This is a genomic window from Stenotrophomonas sp. YJH_SMC_29 (assembly GCF_059371235.1).
Window position 1 is genome coordinate 161,393 of record NZ_JCAFUK010000006.1, and the last position, 18,581, is coordinate 179,973.

General features: G+C 69.2%; 15 protein-coding genes. 5 read left to right on the plus strand and 10 right to left on the minus strand.

Going from position 1 to position 18,581, the window contains the following annotated elements:
- The first annotated feature begins 2 nt into the window (after nucleotides 1-2).
- On the plus strand, nucleotides 3-1,181 hold the full coding sequence (locus AC5P9I_RS09035) for a glutathionylspermidine synthase family protein (RefSeq protein ID WP_049465267.1): 1,179 nt from the start codon (nucleotides 3-5) through the stop codon (nucleotides 1,179-1,181).
- Nucleotides 1,181-1,828 carry a hypothetical protein gene (locus AC5P9I_RS09040; RefSeq protein WP_049465269.1) on the plus strand — a complete coding sequence of 216 codons (648 nt, stop codon included), beginning with the start codon at nucleotides 1,181-1,183 and terminating at the stop codon, nucleotides 1,826-1,828. Before AC5P9I_RS09035 ends, AC5P9I_RS09040 begins: the two co-directional genes overlap by 1 nt.
- 142 nt (nucleotides 1,829-1,970) lie before the next feature.
- Here AC5P9I_RS09040 and AC5P9I_RS09045 read toward each other — a convergent pair whose 3' ends face one another.
- From AC5P9I_RS09045 to baeS, 10 genes are all read right to left on the minus strand, one after another.
- On the minus strand, nucleotides 1,971-3,269 hold the full coding sequence (locus AC5P9I_RS09045; RefSeq protein ID WP_049465271.1) for a DUF58 domain-containing protein: 1,299 nt from the start codon (nucleotides 3,267-3,269) through the stop codon (nucleotides 1,971-1,973).
- The gene (locus AC5P9I_RS09050) at nucleotides 3,266-4,252 is read right to left on the minus strand and encodes an AAA family ATPase (protein WP_049465272.1); all 987 of its coding nucleotides are present in this window, start codon (nucleotides 4,250-4,252) and stop codon (nucleotides 3,266-3,268) included. The genes AC5P9I_RS09045 and AC5P9I_RS09050 overlap by 4 nt, the downstream gene beginning before the upstream one ends.
- Nucleotides 4,249-5,433 (minus strand): DUF4350 domain-containing protein, encoded by a 1,185-nt coding sequence (locus AC5P9I_RS09055; protein WP_049465273.1) that lies wholly within the window; start codon nucleotides 5,431-5,433, stop codon nucleotides 4,249-4,251. The genes AC5P9I_RS09050 and AC5P9I_RS09055 overlap by 4 nt, the downstream gene beginning before the upstream one ends.
- Nucleotides 5,430-7,046: a DUF4129 domain-containing protein gene (locus AC5P9I_RS09060; RefSeq protein WP_495217356.1), complete on the minus strand. Its 1,617-nt coding sequence runs from the start codon at nucleotides 7,044-7,046 to the stop codon at nucleotides 5,430-5,432. The genes AC5P9I_RS09055 and AC5P9I_RS09060 overlap by 4 nt, the downstream gene beginning before the upstream one ends.
- Nucleotides 7,036-8,028, minus strand: coding sequence for a stage II sporulation protein M (locus tag AC5P9I_RS09065; protein WP_057493950.1), 993 nt, complete (start codon nucleotides 8,026-8,028; stop codon nucleotides 7,036-7,038). The genes AC5P9I_RS09060 and AC5P9I_RS09065 overlap by 11 nt, the downstream gene beginning before the upstream one ends.
- Nucleotides 8,025-8,714: an RDD family protein gene (locus AC5P9I_RS09070; protein WP_049465276.1), complete on the minus strand. Its 690-nt coding sequence runs from the start codon at nucleotides 8,712-8,714 to the stop codon at nucleotides 8,025-8,027. Before AC5P9I_RS09070 ends, AC5P9I_RS09065 begins: the two co-directional genes overlap by 4 nt.
- A 123-nt stretch (nucleotides 8,715-8,837) precedes the next feature.
- The gene (locus tag AC5P9I_RS09075; protein ID WP_049465277.1) at nucleotides 8,838-9,368 is read right to left on the minus strand and encodes a gamma carbonic anhydrase family protein; all 531 of its coding nucleotides are present in this window, start codon (nucleotides 9,366-9,368) and stop codon (nucleotides 8,838-8,840) included.
- A 157-nt stretch (nucleotides 9,369-9,525) separates the two neighbouring features.
- A complete protein-coding gene (locus AC5P9I_RS09080; RefSeq protein WP_049465280.1) occupies nucleotides 9,526-10,347 on the minus strand; it encodes a nucleotidyltransferase domain-containing protein in 822 nt (273 codons plus the stop codon).
- Nucleotides 10,348-10,478: 131 nt separating this feature from the next.
- Nucleotides 10,479-11,168 carry a response regulator gene (locus AC5P9I_RS09085; RefSeq protein WP_049465282.1) on the minus strand — a complete coding sequence of 230 codons (690 nt, stop codon included), beginning with the start codon at nucleotides 11,166-11,168 and terminating at the stop codon, nucleotides 10,479-10,481.
- Nucleotides 11,165-12,556, minus strand: a complete 1,392-nt coding sequence (gene baeS, locus AC5P9I_RS09090; protein ID WP_049465284.1) for a sensor histidine kinase efflux regulator BaeS — start codon at nucleotides 12,554-12,556, stop codon at nucleotides 11,165-11,167. The genes AC5P9I_RS09085 and baeS overlap by 4 nt, the downstream gene beginning before the upstream one ends.
- 126 nt (nucleotides 12,557-12,682) lie before the next feature.
- Between baeS and smeA the strand changes: the two genes are divergently transcribed.
- The 3 genes from smeA to smeC are packed head-to-tail and all read left to right on the plus strand — an operon-like array spanning nucleotide 12,683 to nucleotide 18,453.
- Nucleotides 12,683-13,879, plus strand: coding sequence for a multidrug efflux RND transporter periplasmic adaptor subunit SmeA (gene smeA, locus AC5P9I_RS09095; RefSeq protein WP_187756858.1), 1,197 nt, complete (start codon nucleotides 12,683-12,685; stop codon nucleotides 13,877-13,879).
- Nucleotides 13,880-13,891: 12 nt separating this feature from the next.
- A complete protein-coding gene (gene smeB, locus AC5P9I_RS09100; RefSeq protein ID WP_049465288.1) occupies nucleotides 13,892-17,041 on the plus strand; it encodes a multidrug efflux RND transporter permease subunit SmeB in 3,150 nt (1,049 codons plus the stop codon).
- A complete protein-coding gene (smeC, locus tag AC5P9I_RS09105; protein ID WP_049465290.1) occupies nucleotides 17,038-18,453 on the plus strand; it encodes a multidrug efflux transporter outer membrane subunit SmeC in 1,416 nt (471 codons plus the stop codon). Before smeB ends, smeC begins: the two co-directional genes overlap by 4 nt.
- The last annotated feature ends 128 nt before the right edge of the window (nucleotides 18,454-18,581 follow it).

Sequence of the window (18,581 nt, forward strand, 5' to 3'; positions counted from 1 at the left end):
CCATGCAGCGCATCCGGATTGCCGAGCGTGCCCAGTGGCGGGCACGCGCGGAAGAGGCGGGTTTCCGCTTCCACACCATCGACGGCCAGCCGTACTGGGATGAACGCGCGTATTACGCGTTCACCCTGCGCCAGATCGAGCAGGACATCGAAGATCCCAGCGCCGAGCTGCACCAGATGGCGCTGGACCTGGTCGGGGATGTCATCGCCAGCGAGCGCCTGATGGACCAGCTGGCGATTCCGTCGCACTACCGCGACTGGATCGCCGACAGCTGGCGCCAGCGCCAGCCGCACCTCTATGGGCGCCTGGACCTGGCCTACGATGGTACCGGCCCTGCCAAGCTGTACGAACTGAACTACGACACGCCGACCTCGCTGTTCGAGGCCAGCTTCTTCCAGTGGCAGTGGCTGGAAGAGCAGCGCAATGCCGGTCGCCTGCCGCAGCATGCCGACCAGTTCAACGCGATCCACGAAGCGCTGGTCGAGCGTTTCGGCGAACTCGCCGCGCAGCTGCCGCCGCCGCTGTACTTCAGCGCGGTCGGCAGTTCGGAGGAAGACCGTGGCACGGTCGAGTACCTGCGTGACTGCGCATCCCAGGCCGGCCTGCATGGCCAGGCCATCGCCATCGAGGACATCGGCCTGTCCGAGGACGGCCGCTTCACCGCGCTGGATGATTCGGTGATCGGCACGCTGTTCAAGCTGTACCCGCTGGAAGACCTGATGGCCGAAGAGTTCGGCCGCGCGCTGCCCGGCTCGGGCGTGCAGCTGCTGGAACCGGCGTGGAAGGCGGTGTTGAGCAACAAGGGCATCCTGCCGTTGCTGTGGCAGCGCAACGTGGGCCATCCGAACCTGCTGGAAGCGCATTTCGACGATGGCAGCAGGCTGGCCTCGGGCTGGGTGCGCAAGCCGCTGTTCTCGCGCGAAGGCGCCAACATCGAGATGCACCTGGCCGATGGCAGCACCCAGCGCAGCGACGGTCCCTACGATGGCCCGGCGATCATCCAGCGCGCCCATCCGCTGACCCGCTTCGAAGGCGGCTACCCGCTGATCGGCAGCTGGGTGATCGGTGACCACGCCTGCGGCATCGGCATCCGCGAGGACGACAGCGCGATCACCCGCGACAGTGCGCGCTTCGTGCCGCACGCGATCGTCGACGAGGCGCCGACGCGGATCTACGTCTGATGACGGTGCGGCGCTGGCCTGGCCGGCATGGGCGTGCCACGCCCGTGCCGGGTCGGCATTTCGATGACGGGCGCAGCCTGCAGGCCTTCGCGGACCGCGTCGCCGTCTGCTGCCATCGCTGTGACACTCCCGGTTGGGTGATCGCCCGCTGGGAACCGTATCGGTGGACCGCGCGTTTCCGCTGCACCGGTTGCAGTTCTGCGCTGGACAGCGGCGACTGGGTGGGGGCGGTCTGCATGCTGGGCCGCCAGCCCTGTGGATTCTGTGGGCATCAGTGGCTGCATGTGTGCCGGCGGATTCCCGCTGGCATGCCTGCGCCTGCATCGTTCCCCGCCCGATGCGCGCAGTGCGACCGCAGCACCGAGGTCACCGTCACGACGCGCCCCCTGCGTGACGCGGAGCCGGCCGATCCGCATTTCGGGCTGCCGCTGCGACTGGTCGAATCGACCCGCGCGGGCCTGTTGTGGGCTTATAACGCCGAACATCTGCAGGCACTGCACGAATACGCGAGCGCGACGCTGCGCGAGGGCCGCGGCCATCATCGATCCATGTTCTCGCGCCTGCCGCAGTGGATGAAGCTGGCCCGCAACCGGGTGCTGCTGCAGCGCGCGGTGGCGCGGTTGCAGCGGCGGTTGTTGCAGGGGTAGGTAACGCCGGCCGTTGGCCGGCAACTGTTTTTGGTAGATGCCGACCTTGGTCGGCGCTGTGGGTTCTGTGCCAACCAAGGTTGGCACCCACCAACGAGATGCGTCGGTAGCGCCGGGCCATGCCCGGCGGCGGCAACTCCGGTCAGAGCAGCCCTTCGCGCTTTACCGCCAGGTAGCGCTCCACCAGCGCGCCGGGCAGGGCGTCGGCGGTCACGTCCAGCACCATCACCTTCTCGCTGCGCAGTGCCTCGTGCGCCTTCGCGCGCTGCTGCAGGTACAGCGCCGCGGCCCCGGCCTGGGTGGCGTCTTCCAGGGTCTGCACGTCACCCTCCAGTGCGCCGTCCAGTTCGCGCTCGCGCAGGCTGGCCACGCACACCAGGTGGCGTTGCTGCAGCAGGCGCACCGCGGCCAGCAGGTCTTCGATGTCCTCGTCGCGCACGTTGCTGACCAGCATCACCAGCGCACGCCGGCGCTGGCGCAGCGACACCTCGGTGGCGGCGGCCAGGTAGTCGGTGGCCACCGCGCGTGGCTGCAGGTCGTAGCTGGCGCGCAGCAGGTGCTCGACCGTGCCCATGCCGCGCTGCGGCGCCACCCAGCGGCGTTCGCCCCCCGCAGCGTACAGGCCGGCAGCGTCGCCCTGGCGCAGCGCCAGGTAAGCCACCACCAGCGAGGCGTTCAATGCGTGGTCGAAATGCGAGAGTCCGCCTTCGCTGGCCAGCATGCGCCGGCCACTGTCCAGCATCAGCAGCAGCTGCTGGTTCTTCTCGTCCTGGTACTCGCGCGAGATCAGCTTGCGCGCACGTGCGGTGGCCTTCCAGTCCAGCTGGCGCAGGCTGTCGCCGATGCGGTACTCGCGCATCTGGTGGAAGTCGGTGCCTTCGCCACGGCGGCGCTTCACGTGCGCACCGACCAGCCGCGAGGCCTGGTCGGCACTGAACAATGCGAAGCGGGTGAGCGGCACGAAGTTCGGATAGACCCGCACCTCCAGCGCCGGCGGCAGCGTGCGTTGCTGCCACCACAGGCGCCACGGCGAACGCATGCGCAGGTGCACCCCCTCGAAGCGGAAGTGCCCACGCTGCAGCGGCTGCAGGTGGTAGTGCAGGGTGGACGCCGTACCGGCCTGCAGGCGCACGCGCTGCGGCAGCGCTTCCAGCGGCCAGCCGCCGGGCACCAGGTCGAACACCTGCACCGTCATCGATTGCTCGGCCTGCAGGCGCAACGCCGCCTCGCGGCGCACGCCCAGTGCCAGTGCCTCGGGCAGCTCGCGCTGCACCTGCGGCGATGCACGCCGCCACTGCCGCCACAGGTCCCACAGGGCAGGCAACGCGATGGCCACGGCTGCCAGTGCCCAGCTCCAGCGCGGCAGCCATCCGCCCAGCACCAGCCCGCCCAGGGCGGCCCAGGCCAGCAGCAGCGCCAGCAGCAGCGGGGCCGGCCTCATCGGCGCGGCGCTTCCACCTTGGCCAGCAGCGCGCCCAGCACGTCGTCGGCGCCCTGGCCCTCGATCTGCAGTTCCGGCGCCAGCGCGATGCGGTGGCGCAGCGCCGGGCGCGCAATGTCGCGCACGTCGTCCGGCGTGACGAAGTCGCGGCCGGCCAGCACCGCCTGTGCGCGCGAGGCACGCACCAGCGCGATGCTGCCGCGCGGGCCAGCGCCGACCGCGATGCCCGGCCACTGCCTCGTGGCCGCCACGATCCGCACCGCGTAGTCGATCACTTCGTCATCGACGGTGATCGCCGCAGTGGCACGCTGCAGTTCCAGCAGCTCGCCGGCACCGAGCACACGCGGCACCTGGCTCAGGTCGAAATCGCTGGCAGCGCGGCCGCTGGTGATCGCGGTCACCATGCGCTTCTCGTCCTCCAGCTGCGGGTAGTCGATCAGCACCTTCAGCAGGAAGCGGTCCAGCTGTGCTTCCGGCAGCGGGTAGGTGCCTTCCTGCTCCAGCGGGTTCTGCGTGGCCAGCGCCATGAAGGGCGGCGCCAGGGTGAAGGCCTTGCCCTCGATGGTCACCTGGCCTTCCTGCATCACTTCCAGCAGGGCCGACTGGGTCTTGGCCGGGGCACGGTTGATCTCGTCGGCCAGCAGCAGGTTGGTGAACACCGGGCCGCGCCGGATCTTGAAGCTCTCGCTCTTCGGGTCGTACACCGCGTGGCCGCTGACGTCGCTGGGCATCAGGTCGGGGGTGAACTGCACGCGCCCGTAGTCCAGCTCCAGGGCCTGTGCCAGTGCGCGCACCAGCAGGGTCTTGCCCAGCCCGGGCACGCCCTCGATCAGCACGTGGCCACCGGCCAGCAGCGCCACCAGGATCTGGTCCAGTACATCGGCCTGGCCGATGAAGGCGTGTCCAACGGCGGTGCGGATGGCATCGACGCGTTCGATCAGGCGGGCGTTGGCGGCCGCCGGCAGCTCGGGGACTTCGGTCATAGCAGGGATCTCATCTGGAGCAGCAAGCGGATGCGCTCGCGCAGGGCGGAGGAATCGTGCGGTGGCGGGGGCGTGAGCGCGCTGGCAACACGGCCTTGCGGCCATTTCAGCAGTTCGGCGATGGCCTGATCGCGCGGCGCGCCGTCCAGGGCAGCGGCTACCGGTGCGCGCAGCCGCAGGCGATGCAGGAACAGGGCGCGCACGGCGTCGTACAGGCGCGCGCCGTGGCCGAAGCGCAGCAGCAGCTCGCCACTGGCACGCACGTGTTCCAGCAGCGAGCGGCGTTCCAGCACCGGCGACGGCAGCAGGCTGCCGAAGCGTTGCGAGCGGGCCCACAACCAGCCCAGCAGGGCCAGCAGCAGCGGCGCCCACAGCGGCCAGCCCTGGTAGAACAGGCGCGCCCACAGCGACGGCGGGCGGCTGGCATAGACCAGCCAGAATGCACCCTTGCCGTAATTCGGGTCGAGCAGGTAACGGGTCAGGTCGCGGTGCGAGAGGTCGTGCAGGCCGTCGCTGGCCTTGCCCGCAGCCGACGCCAGGCGTGCCGCCGGCGACTCCACCTCGCCGCGCATGAATTCCATGTCGGCCAGCACGCTCACCTTGCCCTGGCCATGGTGCAGGCGTGCGAACACCAGGCCGTGCTCGTTGCCCCAGCGCCGTTCAGCCCGCGCACTGGCGGCAAAACCCAGCGTGAAGCGACGGCCGCCGCAGAACTCGACGTGGCTGGGATCATCGATGACGTGGAATGGCTGGCAGTGGCTGCGCTGGTACAGGCTGTCCACGCCCAGCTGGTCCAGCAGGGGGCCCTGCGTGCTGCTGGCGTCGTCCTCGGCCGGTGGTGGCGTGCGCACCAGCAGATGGCCACCGCCATCCACCCAGTCCATCAGGGCTCTGGCCGTCGGTGCCGGCAGCTCGCTGCTGTCCTGCAGCAGCACCACCGTATCGTGCCGGCCCAGTGCCATCTGCTGCAGCTCCAGCCGGGGGCGCGAGTGCACCTCGATGCCATCGGCGCGCAGTGCCTGGCCCAGCACGTACAGCGGGTTGTAGCCGGCCTCGCCCTGCGGCGGCAGCTGCACGGTCTCGGTGACCCGCTCATGCGTGCGCAGGTAGAGGATCGTCAGCGGTACGCCGAACAGCACCAGCGCGCCCAGCAGCAGCGACCAGAACAGGCGCGGGCTCATGCCAGCCACCTGTACTGCTGGCGCAGCGTGTCGGCCAACGCATCGAAATCGGCGCGGCTGGGCAGGCGGCCACCGTAGGCGGCGTACTGCCACATGCGCACGATGCGCGCGAACAGGTCACGGTCGGTGGCGTCGGGCATGCGCCGCGAGGCGCGCAGGCATTGCGCTTCGGTGGCGCCGGGGGGAAGCGCGATGCCGCTGCGCTCGCCCACCGTGCGCACGCTGGCGCGGTACAGCAGGGCCAGCGCCTGCCGCGGCCGGCCCTGGTCCCACAGCAGCCCGGCCTGGGGCGCCACGTCCGGCGGCAGCACGACCGGCAGCTCCACCTGTTCCTCCACCACCTGCGGTGCAGCCTCGGCCTTGCGCCGGCCACTGCCGCGCAGCCACGGCAACCACAGCCGCGCGGTCAACAGCAGGACCAGCAGCAGGACGCCGAGCAGGCCCCACAGGCCCCATTCGGCCAGGCGCGCCAGCCAGGCGATGCCGGCCTTGCGGTTGCTGCGCTCACCGGTGTCGCTGCGTTCGCGCTGCAGCGTCTTCTCTTCCTTCTTTTTGTCCTCGGCCTGTTCGATCGGCTTCCAGCGCGTGACTTGGCGGGTCGGGCGCTGCAGCGGATCTTCATAGGCACGGTTCACTGCCTGGCGGAAACCGGCGGTATCCACCGGCGCCGCGCCGAAGATCACGGCGGGCGTGTTGGCCGGGTCGTTCTCCGCGGTGGCCGGTTCTTCCGCACTGTCGTCGTTCGCTTCGGCATCGTCGGGCTGCGCAGAGACCGTCTGCGCGTCCTGCGCGTGCGCGGGCGCGCAGGCCAGCGGCAGCGCAAGGCAGAGCAGCAGGGCCAGCGTCGATGCCGCCGGCAGCAGACGCTCGCGCAGGCGGCGCAGGGCGATCTCCACGTCCCAGGCTTCCATCTGCGTGCGCCGGTTCAAGTACAGGCCGAACCCGGCGCCGACGTAGAACGGACCGATCAGCACCGAGGCCAGCCAGCACGCCAGGTTGAAGCCCAGCTGCGCCCAGGCCGGCGTGTCCTGGCCGATCATGTCCCATGCGGCCCGCCACGATTCGGACATCAGCTCCAGTGGCATGAACATGAACACCGCGCCGATCGCACCGGACACCAGCACCGCTTCAAACGCCATGCAGGCCACGGTCAGCACGGCAGCGGCACCCGCCGCGCCAGCGGCCACGGCACGGCGGCGTGCGCCGCGCTGGGCCGGCGCATTGCCCTCCAGCAGGTTCACCGGCAGGCACAGGCTGCGCAGCACGCTGAAGCGGCGCCAGCCCAGGTAGCCCCAGAAGCCGGTGTTGCCCCAGCGGCGCTGCGCGCGCAGCGCCGCCAGCGTACCCACCGGCTCGCCGAAGATGCCACGCGACAGCACGTACAGCGGTGCCCGTTCGAACAGCGGCTTGCACCACCACATTGCCAGCCACGCCCAGCCGAATGCATCCAGCCACCCGCCCAGCGCGTTGAAGACCACGAACAGCGGCGCACTGGCCAGCAGCCAGCTGCCCCACACCGCGCGTGCGTGGCGGCGCGACAGGGCACTGCCCAGCTCCATCGCTTCCCAGCCACTGCGCGCGCGCAGCACCACGTCCAGGCGGTCAATGCGCATGGCCGCCTCCGCGCCCGCCGCGCCACAGCCACAGCAGCACACCGGCCCACAGCACGCCGGCCACGCTGAACTTGCCCCACGCCGGCACTTCGGCAATCGACGACCAGAACGCTTCGATGAACGCAGCCACCAGCAGCATGAACGCCACGCCCAGGCACAGGCGGGCACCGATGCGGCCGCCCTCGACCAGCGCGTCCAGGCGGCTGCGCCGGCCGGGGGCCAGCAGTTTCATGCCCAGCTGCAGGCCGGCACCGCCGGCGATCACGATCGCGGTCAGCTCGAAGGCCCCATGGCCTGCGACGAAGCGCCAGAACGGATCGCCATGGCCGATGTGCTGCAGGTGGCCAGCCACCGAACCGATGATCACGCCGTTGAACAGCAGCACCAGCAGCGTGCCCAGCCCGGCCAGCAGGCCGCTGGCGAAGGTGCGCAGGGCGATGCTGATGTTGTTGAGGATGTAGTGGCCGAACATCATCCAGTCGGTCCCGCTGTCACGCCCGAGGCGCTCGGCAGCGGGATCGTACATGCGCTCCATCTCGGCGATCTGGCGGTTGTCCATCACCATGTGGATCAGGTCCGGGTAGACCTGCACCAGCACGAAGCAGGCCACCGCCGGCAGCGCGAACATCGCCAGCGCCACCCACATGCTGCGCGCCTGGCTGCGCACCAGCAGCGGGAAGTCGGCCACCAGGAATTCCAGCGCACCGCGCCAGCGCGTCGGCGGCGTGCGGTACAGCACGCTGTGGCCCTGCTGCATCAGCTGCTGCAGGCGCTGCACCAGCTGCGGGCTGTAGCCGCGCTCGCGGGCCAGCGCCAGCTGCTGGCACAGGCGCCGGTAGCGCTGCGGGAACGCGCTGTCGTCCAGTGCCAGCTCGCTGCGCTGGCGGCGCTTGCGGCGCGAAGCGCCGGCCCGCAGCAGCAGCCAGTGCTCCAGGTCCTGCCATTCCTGCTGGTAGCGGGCGACGAACTGTTCCTGCTTCATCGCCGCCCCAGCAACCAGTTGGCCATGGCATACAGGCGCAGCACGCCGACCTGGCCGTGGGTGCCGGTCAGGGGTTCGGCAATGCCGGCCAGTTCCTGCTGGCGTGCCGACGACAGCCGTGGTGCGCGCTCGGCGAAGGCCATCAGCGCGGCCTGTTCCTCCGGCCGCAGTGGCTGTGGCGGCGCCAGCGCGCTGTCGATGGTCGGCGGCGGCGGCAGGTACAGTACCGGTGCATGCACCACCACGGTGCCGGCGACCAGGTCGCCGAGGCGGCGGCCATGCGGATCGAACAGGCTGCTGACCAGGCCCAGCGCGTAGCCGAATGGCAGCATGTCCACGGTCCGTAGCAGGTTGCGGGTGATGGCGGCCATCCAGCCCACCGGCGCGCCGTCGCGCGCGAGCACGCGCAGCCCCAGTGCGCGCTTGCCCAGGGTGCGGCCCCACCGCGCTTCGCAGACGATCGGGTAGGCCCAGTAGACCAGGAACATCAGCACCAGGCCGAGCCCGGAGCCGAACGTGTCCAGCAGCGCCAGCGGGATCGACATCAGCACCAGCACCGCGATGCGCACGCCCAGATCGATCAGCCAGGCCATCGCCCGCGGCACCGGGCCGGCCGCCGGCAGCTGCAGCGGCACACCCTCCGGCGTCACCACCTCGCGGTAGGTATCGAGCATCGGTGCGGCCATCAGCGCGATGGCCTTCGTTGTGGGCGCCGGAGTCCTCTCCGGCAGGCAGCCACAGGCATGGGGGTCTCGACAGGTCCTGGTCGGGCCCAGACTTTAGCAGAGCCGCATGGCGGCGTTGGCCGCTCAGCCCAGGTATTCGTCCTTCAGCCGCACGTAGTGGTCGGCCGAGTAGTGCAGCGACTCGATCTCCTTGTCGCTCAGCGTGCGCGCCGGGCGTGCCGGGTTGCCCACCCACAGCTCGCCTTCGCCGACCACCTTGCCCGGGCCGACCACCGCACCGGCACCGACGAAGCCATGGCGCTCGACCCGGGCGCCGTCGAGGATGCAGGCGCCCATGCCGATCAGGCTGTAATCACCGATGCTGCAGGCATGGATGATGCAGCCATGGCCGACGGTCACGCCTTCGCCGATCAGGGTCGGGTAGCCGGCCTTGTTGTAGGGACTGTGGTGGCTGACGTGGATGATGGTGCCGTCCTGCACGTTGGTGCGTGCACCGATGCGCACGTAATTGACGTCGCCGCGGATGATCGTGCCCGGCCACACCGACACGTCCTCGGCCAGTTCCACGTCGCCGATGACGGTGCAGGCCGGATCGATGTACACGCGCTCGCCGAGGACGGGCATCTTGTCGCGGAAGGGGCGCAGCGGGTTCATCGGTTTCTCCGGAAATCAGGGCGTTCGCACCGATGATACCTGCGTGGTCCGCACACCGCGTGGTAGTGCCGGCCGCTGGCCGGCAACCGCAGAAATCCAGATGCGCCCATGAGGTTGCCGCCCAGCGGCCGGCACTACCAGACGCAGGCGCGGTCGCCTACGCAGGCGCGTGCTCGGCCAGCATCTGCCGGAACAGTGCGTCCAGCCAGGCGCTGTCGCCCTGTCCGGCGGGCAACGATGGGGCCCGTGCTGCGCGGACAGCCAGCTCGCCCTCGATGAAGTCGCTGATCGCTGCAATGCGCGGTCCCGCGGCGACCTCAGCGCTGGCGCGCTTGACCACCAGCAGGGCATCGATCGCTTCACGCACCGGGCCCTCCGGCAGCCGCCGGTCCAGCAGATCCTCGAAGGCCATCGGCGGTGGCGTCTGCTCGTGCTCGATCCACTGGCAGGCCAGCAGCGGGCGCAGCACATACAGGTACTTCTTGGTGCGCACCGTATCACCACGCAGGTAACCGCGATGATTCGAGCGCGCCATGTTGAAGTAGTGCCACCACGTGCCCAGCGGCGAATAGAAGGCCTTTGCTGCCTCCCATAGCTGCGCCACGGCGGCGTCGTCCTGCCGGTACACGATCGGCGAACGCAGCCACTCGATCAGCGTCGGGTTGGACTTTGAAACCAGTCGCAGCGCCTTGCGCAGATCCCAGCCGCTGACATCGAGCGCATCGTCGATCGGCAGCTCGATCACGTCCCGCTGCGCATCGCCGGGGCCGGTGCTCTCGTTGACGGTGAGATACCACGGCTGGCGATGCACGTAGATGAAGCGTGCATCGTAGTCGCTGTCCGGCGACGAGAAGCCCCAGCCACGGCTGCCGGACTCGCACGCCAGCAGAACGCGCACGTCGTGGCGCTGTTCGATGTCGGCGAGGCTGGAAAGAATGGCGGCGCGCTTGTCCGGCGCGATCGGGTGGATGTCGTCCATGCAGTTGTGTTCGTAATGTCGAGCGTGCTCGACTGTAACGCAGTTGCGCACGGGTAGTGCCGGCCGCTGGCCGGCAACCACGGAAATCCAGGCGTGCCACGAGGTTGCCGGCCAGCGGCCGGCGCTACCGGCTAGGGTTCGTAGCTGTAACCCATCCCGTACACCGAGCGGATCGGTTCACCTTCCATGCCAGCGTCGGCCAGCTTGCGGCGCAGGTTGCGTACATGGCTGTCGACGGTACGGTCGACCACCACGCGATGGTCCAGGTACAGGCGGTCGAGCAGTTCATCGCGCGCCCAGATCCGGCCTGGCGTAGCCAACAGGGTGCGCAGCAGGCGGTACTCCACCGGCGTCAGGTCCAGGCCCCTGCCGTTCCAGGTGGCGCGCGCCGCCGGTTCGTCGATGTGCAGCCCGCTGTTGGCGCGTGCAGCCGGGTCCGGACGGTAGCGGCGCAGCACCGCCACCACCCGCGCCACCACTTCGCGCGGGCTGAAGGGCTTGCAGATGTAATCGTCGGCGCCGATGTCCAGGCCCAGCAGGCGGTCGATCTCTTCCACCCGCGCAGTGACCATGATCACCGGCACATCGCTGCTGGCGCGCAGTTCGCGGCACAGGTCCACGCCATCACGCTGCGGCAGCATCAGGTCCAGCAGCACCAGATCGGGTTGGTAGCGCGCGAATGCGTCGATCACCTGGCTGCCATCGTCCACCCATTCGCTGGTCATGCCGGCGGCCGCCAGGTAGTCGCGCAGCACCGAGGCCAGGCGTGGCTCATCCTCGACGATCAGGATCTTCGCGGACGCGGCGGGGGACAGGCTCATGCGGACTCCGGCAGGGTGACGACCACGCGCAGCCCGCCCAGCGGCGAGGGCTCGGCGTGGATATGGCCGTGGTGGGCGAGGACGATGTTGTGGCTGATGGCCAGGCCCAGCCCGCTGCCGCCGCTGGCGCGGTTGCGCGAACTCTCCACGCGGTAGAAGCGCTCGAACAGCAGCGCGCACTTGTCGGCCGGTACGCCCGGCGCGGTGTCTTCCACGATCAGCTGCACGCCGGCGGGAACGCGCGCAGCCTGCACGCGCACACGGCCGCCGGCATGGGTATAGCGCAGCGCGTTTTCCAGCAGGTTGGCCAGCACCTGCTGCAGCCGCCGCTCGTCGCCGGAGACCTGCAGCGGCGCGGCCGGCAGATCCTCCTCCAGCACCAGCCCCGCCGTGGAGAAGCGCACGCGCATGCCATTGAGCTCGCTGCGCAGCAGCGCCGCCACGTCCAGCGGGGCAAAGCGGTAGGCCAGGCCGCCGGACTGGGTCATCGACAGGTCGTGCAGGTCGTCGATCAGCTTGCCCAGCTGGCGGATCTCGCCCTGCAGGGCACCGAGGTTGGCGCGGTCCAGCGGGCGGATGCCGTCCTCGATGGCTTCCAGTTCGGCACGCACCACCGCCAGCGGCGTGCGCAGTTCGTGCGAGATATCGGCGATGAAGGCGCGGCGGTTGCGTTCGGTATCATCCAGCGCCTGCGCCATCCGGTTGAAGTCGTTGACCAGGGCGTCCAGCTCGTCATCGCTGGTGCGCTCGATGCGGGTGGCGTAGTCGCCGGCAGCGAGCCGATGGGTGGCTGCGGCCAGCTTGGCCAGGCGTTGCCGGAGCGCGCGCGATACCAGCCAGGCCAGCAGCACTGTCACCAGCAGCAGCGCGATGCCGATCACCCACCACGCACGCATCTGGGTGTTGTAGAAATTCAGGTCATTGGTGGCGATCACGGTCTGGAACGGCACCATGCCCAGCCAGCCGACCGTGTGCCCATCGACCTGCACAGCGTGCGGCTCGTCGTCGCTGGTCGCGTCCGGGTTGCCGGCCACGAACCGATGCTGTGCATCGAACAGGCCCAGGCGGGAGGGAACGCCGGTCTGGTCGGACAGCGGCGGCACGGGCCCCTCGTGCCCATGGGCCAGATCCGGGCGCAGCAGCCGCGCCCAGCGGTCACTGTCACCGCGCAGATGCTCCCAGCCGCCGTGCGTGCGGTACTCGCGCTGCAGGTGTGGCATCACGCGCTGCATGCGCAGATCGCCTTGGTCGTTGAGGTAGTCCAGGAAGCCGGTCTGGAATGCCACGCGGCTGGCAATACCATTCACTGCCAGCACCAGCAGGCAGGCGGTGAAGATCGCGAGGAAGGTCTTCGCGGTCAAGCCGAATTTGAGTCGTATCTTCGCCATCGCCGGCCATTAGCGGCGCATGCGGCGCCGAAAGCAAGCGCCCGCTGAGCCGGTCGCACAATCTCCATATTCTCTGCACACTTTCACGGCAGCGTGCACGGGTCAACGCAAGGCCCCACGCCCCCCATGTCATTCCTGCGCCCGCTGTCCCGCTTCCCCCGTCCGCTGATGTTGCCCCTGCTGCTGGCCCTGGCGGCCTGCTCGGCGGGCCGGACCGAACCTCCGGCTGCTCCCGAAGTGGGCGTCATCACCGCCCGCGCGCAGCCGCTGTCACTGCAGCAGACCCTGCCCGGCCGTGCGGTGCCGTTCGAGGTGTCCGAGGTGCGGCCGCAGGTCGGCGGACTGGTCCGCCAACGGTTGTTCACCGAAGGCCAGCAGGTCAAGGCCGGCCAGCTGCTGTACCAGATCGATCCGGCGCCGTACCAGGCTGCGTTCGATACCGCCCGTGGCCAACTGGCGCAGGCCGAGGCCAGCGTGCTGTCGGCGCAGCCCAAGGCCGAGCGCACCCGCGCGCTGCTGGGCATGGATGCGGCCAGCAAGCAGGATGCCGACGATGCCACCTCGGCGCTGAAGCAGGCGCAGGCCAACGTGATTGCTGCGCGCGCTGCACTGCAGGCCGCCCGCATCAACCTCGACTACACCCGGGTGACCGCACCGATCGACGGCCGCATCGGTACCTCCAGCGTCACCGCCGGCGCGCTGGTCGCCGCTGGCCAGGATGCGGCGCTGGCGACCATCCAGCGGTTGGACCCGGTCTATCTGGACGTGACCCAGTCCAGCACGCAGATGCTGGCGCTGCGCAAGCAGCTCGATGCCGGCCTGGTGACGGCCATCGACGGCAAGGCCCAGGTGAAGGTGCTGCTGGAGGACGGCAGCAGCTATGCCCATGAAGGCACCCTGGAGTTCGTCGGCAGCGCGGTCGATCCGGGCACCGGCAACGTGGTGCTGCGCGCGGTCATTCCGAACCCGGAGGGCCTGCTGCTGCCGGGCATGTACCTGAAGGCGGTGCTGCCGATGGCCACCGATGCGCGCGCTTTGCTGGTGCCGCAGAAGGCGGTACTGCGCAATGAGCGCGGCGAGCCGCTGCTGCGCCTGCTCGATGCCAGGGACCACGTGGTCGAGCGCCGGGTCAGCACCGGCCAGGTGGTGGGCAACCAGTGGCAGATCACCCAGGGCCTGAAGGCCGGCGAGCGGGTGATCGTCAGCAACGGCAGTGCGGTATCGCTGGGCCAGCAGGTGAAGCCGGTGGCCGCCACCACGGCGCAGCTGGCTGCAATGCCGGCGGTCGACCCGAACGGCAACACCGACGAAAAGTCGCACTGAGGCCTGCCGCGCATGGTTCGTTTCTTCATCGACCGGCCGATCTTCGCCTGGGTGATCGCCATCGCGGTCAGCCTGCTCGGCCTGCTCGCGATCCTGATCCTGCCGGTGGACCGCTACCCGCAGATCGCCCCGCCCACCATCACCATCCGCGCCACCTACACCGGCGCCTCGTCGCAGACCGTGGAAAACGCGGTCACCCAGGTCATCGAGCAGTCCCAGCAGAGCCTGGACCACCTGATGTACATGACCTCGACCAGTGCTTCCGATGGCTCGGCGCAGGTCAACCTGGTCTTCGCCACCGGCACCAACCCGGACACCGCGCAGGTGCAGGTGCAGAACCAGCTGCAGTCCGCGATGGCCACGCTGCCGCAGGCGGTGCAGCAGAACGGCCTGACCATCACCAAGTCCAGTGGCTCGATTTTCGAGGTGCTGTCGTTCACCAGCGAAGACGGCAGCATGGACAACTTCGATGTCGCCAACTTCATGGAGGCGCGCATCGATGACCAGATCAGCCGCGTCAGCGGCGTCGGCAACATCCAGCCGATCGGCCAGGAATACGCCATGCGCATCTGGCTGGACCCGGAAAAGATGCGGCAGTACGCACTGATGCCGTCGGACATCGAGACTGCACTGCAGGCGCAGAACACCGACGTATCGGCCGGTGAGCTGGGCGGCCAGCCGGCACTGAAGGGCCAGCAGCTGGACGCCACGGTCACCGCACGCAGCCGCCTGCACACCCCCGAGCAGTTCGCGCAGGTAGTGCTCAAGGCCGATGCCAATGGCAGCGTGGTGCACCTGGGCGACGTGGCGACGATCGGCCTGGGGCCGGAAAGCTACGACAGCATCAGCACGTTCAACGGCAAGCCGTCGGCCTCGCTGGGCATCGAGCTCAATGCCGGTGCCAACGCCATCGCCGTCTCCAAGGCCGTCGAGGCACGGCTGCAGCAGCTGCAGAAGTACTGGCCGCACGGCTACACCTACCACGTGGCATTCACCACCACGCCGTTCGTGACCATCTCGCTGAAGGAAGTGGTGATCACCCTGATCGAGGCGATCGCGCTGGTCGTGCTGGTGATGTACCTGTTCCTGCAGAACTGGCGGGCCACGCTGATCCCGACCATCGCAGTGCCGGTGGTGCTGCTGGGCACCTTCGGCGTGCTGGCCGCCTTCGGCTATTCGATCAATACCCTGACCATGTTCGCGCTGGTGCTGGCCATCGGCCTGCTGGTGGACGACGCCATCGTGGTGGTGGAGAACGTGGAGCGGGTGATGACCTTCGAAGGGCTGGCACCGAAGCCGGCCACGCTGAAGGCGATGGGCCAGATCACCGGCGCGCTGGTCGGCATCGTGCTGGTGCTGACCGCGGTGTTCCTGCCGATGGCGTTCTTCAGCGGTGTCACCGGCGTGATCTATCGCCAGTTCTCGGTGACGATCGCCGCCGCGATGATCCTGTCGGTGCTGGTGGCGATGACCATCACCCCGGCGCTGTGCGGCAGCATCCTGCACCCGATTCCCAAGGGCGGCCATCCGCATGGCGACCCCGCTGGCGAGCCCAGCCTGCTGGGCAAGTTCTTCATCTGGTTCAACCATCGCTTCGAGCGCACCTCCAACGGCCTGCGCCATCGCGTCGACCGCTTCCTCGGCCGGCGCACGCTGGGCGTCCTGTTCTATCTGGTGCTGAGCGTGGCCACCGGCCTGCTGCTGTGGCACCTGCCGGGCGCGTTCCTGCCCGATGAAGACCAGGGCATGCTCAACGCGTTGGTGAAGCTGCCGGCCGGGTCCACGCTGGAGCAGACCCGTGCCGTGATGGACCGCCTCAGTGCGGCGGCAGTGAAGGACGACAGCGTGCTGTCGATCCAGGCCACCGCCGGTTTCAGTGTGACCGGCAGTGGCCAGAACGTGGGCCAGGCGTTCATCCGCCTGAAGGACTGGGACGACCGCAAGGATGACGCCGATACCATCGCCGCACGACTCACCCGGGCCATGGCCAGTGTGCCCGATGCGCAGGTGTTCATCACCTCGCCACCGGCGATCCTCGGCCTGGGCGATGCTGGCGGTTTCACCCTGGAACTGCAGGACGAAGGCGGTGCCGGCCATGCCGCCGCCGTGGCCGCGCGCAACACACTGCTGAAGAAGGCCGCCAGCGACCCGAAGCTGGTCAACGTGCGCTACGCCAGCCTGGAAGACGCGCCGGTGTATGCGGTGAAGGTGGACGACGCCAAGGCGCAGGCGATGGGCGTGAATCCGCAGGACATCAACGACACCTTGAACGCAGCGCTGGGTGGCGACTTCGTCAACAACTTCATCTACAAGGGCCGCATCAAGAAGGTGTTCATCCAGGGCACGGCCGAAGCCCGCATGCAGCCGCAGGACATCGAGCGCTGGAGCGTGCGCAACCAGGCTGGGCAGATGGTGCCGCTGTCGTCGCTGGTCAGCGCGCACTGGACCAGTGCCCCGGCCGCATTGCAACGCTACAACGGCGTCTCGGCGATGGAGATCACCGGCCAGCCGGCACCGGGCGTCAGTTCCGGCGAGGCGATGGCCGAGATCGCGCGCCTGGCCGACACGCTGCCGGAAGGCTTCAGCCATGCCTGGTCGGACATGGCCTACCAGGAACAGCTGTCGGGCAACCAGGCGCCGATGCTGTACGCCATCTCGCTGCTGTTCGTGTTCCTGTGCCTGGCCGCGCTGTATGAAAGCTGGGCGGTGCCGTTCGCGGTGATGCTGGCGGTGCCGGTGGGCGTGTTCGGCGCCGTGCTGATGATGAACCTGCGTGGCCTCAACAACGACGTGTACTTCCAGGTCGGCCTGCTGACCACGATTGGCCTGGCAGCGAAGAACGGCATCCTGATCGTCGAGTTCGCGCGCATCCTCGAACAGCAGGGCAGGAGCACCCGCGACGCAATCCTGCAGGCGGTCTACCTGCGGCTGCGGCCGATCGTGATGACCTCGCTGGCGTTCCTGATGGGCGTGTTGCCGCTGGTGTTCGCCACCGGCGCCGGTTCGGCCGCGCGCCGTTCGCTGGGCACGGGCGTGGCCGGCGGTACGGTCGCCTCGATGGTGCTGGGCATGTTCTTCGTGCCGTTGTTCTACCTGCTGGTGCGCCGCCTGTTCCCGGGCCGCGCGCCGGCCGACGCCACTGCCCCGGAGGCAAGCCCATGAAGCCGATGCTGCTGCGCGCCCTGGCGGCCGCAACGATGACCACCGTGCTGGGCGGCTGCGTGAGCATGGCCCCGCACTACCAGCGTCCCGAGGCACCGGTGCCGGCGCAGTTCGGCAATGCCGCTACCGGCGCGGCCGAACCGGTACTGGCGATGCCGGCCTGGCGCGACGTGTTCCTGGAACCGCGCCTGCAGCAGGTCATCGCGCTGGCGCTGCAGAACAACCGCGACCTGCGCGTGGCGGTGCTGCAGGTGGAGAAGGAACGCGCGCAGTACCGCATCCAGCGCGCGGCGCTGCTGCCGTCGGTGGACGCCAGCGGCAGCGTCACCCGTGCGCGGGTGAGCGATGCCAACAGCGAAACCGGCGCTACCCAGGTGACCGAATCCGATGCCGTGCAGGTGGGGATCAGCAGTTGGGAGCTGGACCTGTTCGGGCGCATCCGCAGCCTGAAGGACGAGGCCCTGCAGAACTGGCTGGCCAGCGCCGAGAACCAGCGTGCCGCGCGCACCAGCCTGGTGGCTGAAGTGGCCACGGCCTGGCTGGCGCTGGCGGCCGACGAACAGTCGCTGGCGTTCACCCGGCAGACCCTGGACAGCCAGCAGCAGACCCTGCAGCGCACCGAAGCCCGCCATGCCCAGGGCCTGGCCTCGGGCCTGGACCTGTCGCAGGTGCAGACCAGCGTGGACGCCGCGCGCGGCGCGCTGGCCAGGCTGCAGGCCCAGCAGGCGCAGGATCGTGATGCGCTGCAGTTGCTGGTGGGCGCGCCGCTGGAGGCGGCACTGCTGCCCGGCGCGCAGGCACTGGACGGCAGCGTGGCGCTGGCACCGCTGCCTGCCAACCTGCCCTCAAGCGTGCTGCTGCAGCGCCCGGACGTGCTGTCGGCCGAGCACGCGTTGCAGGCGGCCAACGCCGATATCGGCGCCGCGCGCGCCGCGTTCTTCCCGACGCTGACGCTGACCGCCAATTACGGCCACAGTTCCACCGCGTTGTCGACGCTGTTCTCGGCCGGTACCCGCGGCTGGTCGTTCGCGCCCAGCATCACCGCACCGATCTTCCACGCCGGCGCGCTGAAGGCATCGTTGGATGCCTCGAAGATCGGCAGGGACATCGGCATCGCGCAGTACCAGAAGGCGATCCAGCAGGCCTTCACTGAAGTGGCCGATGCCCTGGCCACGCGCGATCACCTGGGCACGCAGATGGAGGCACAACGGGCACTGGTCGCCGCCAGCCAGCGCAGCTACACGCTGGCCGAGGCGCGCTACCGCACCGGGCTGGACGGCTATCTGCAGGCATTGGATGCGCAGCGCAGCCTGTTTGCCGCGCAGCAGGACCTGATCGCGCTGCAGCAGCAGGAAGCGGCAAACCGGGTGACACTGTTCAAGGTGCTGGGCGGTGGCGCGGACGCACGGTAACGCGCCCGCCAATGTGGGTGTGTCTTCCGCTCCGGTGGGTACCGACCTGGGTCGGCATAAAGGCCTTCATCCACGCATGGCGTGGATCTACCGGGGCGGGAGGCCTTGGTAGGTGCCGACCTTGGTCG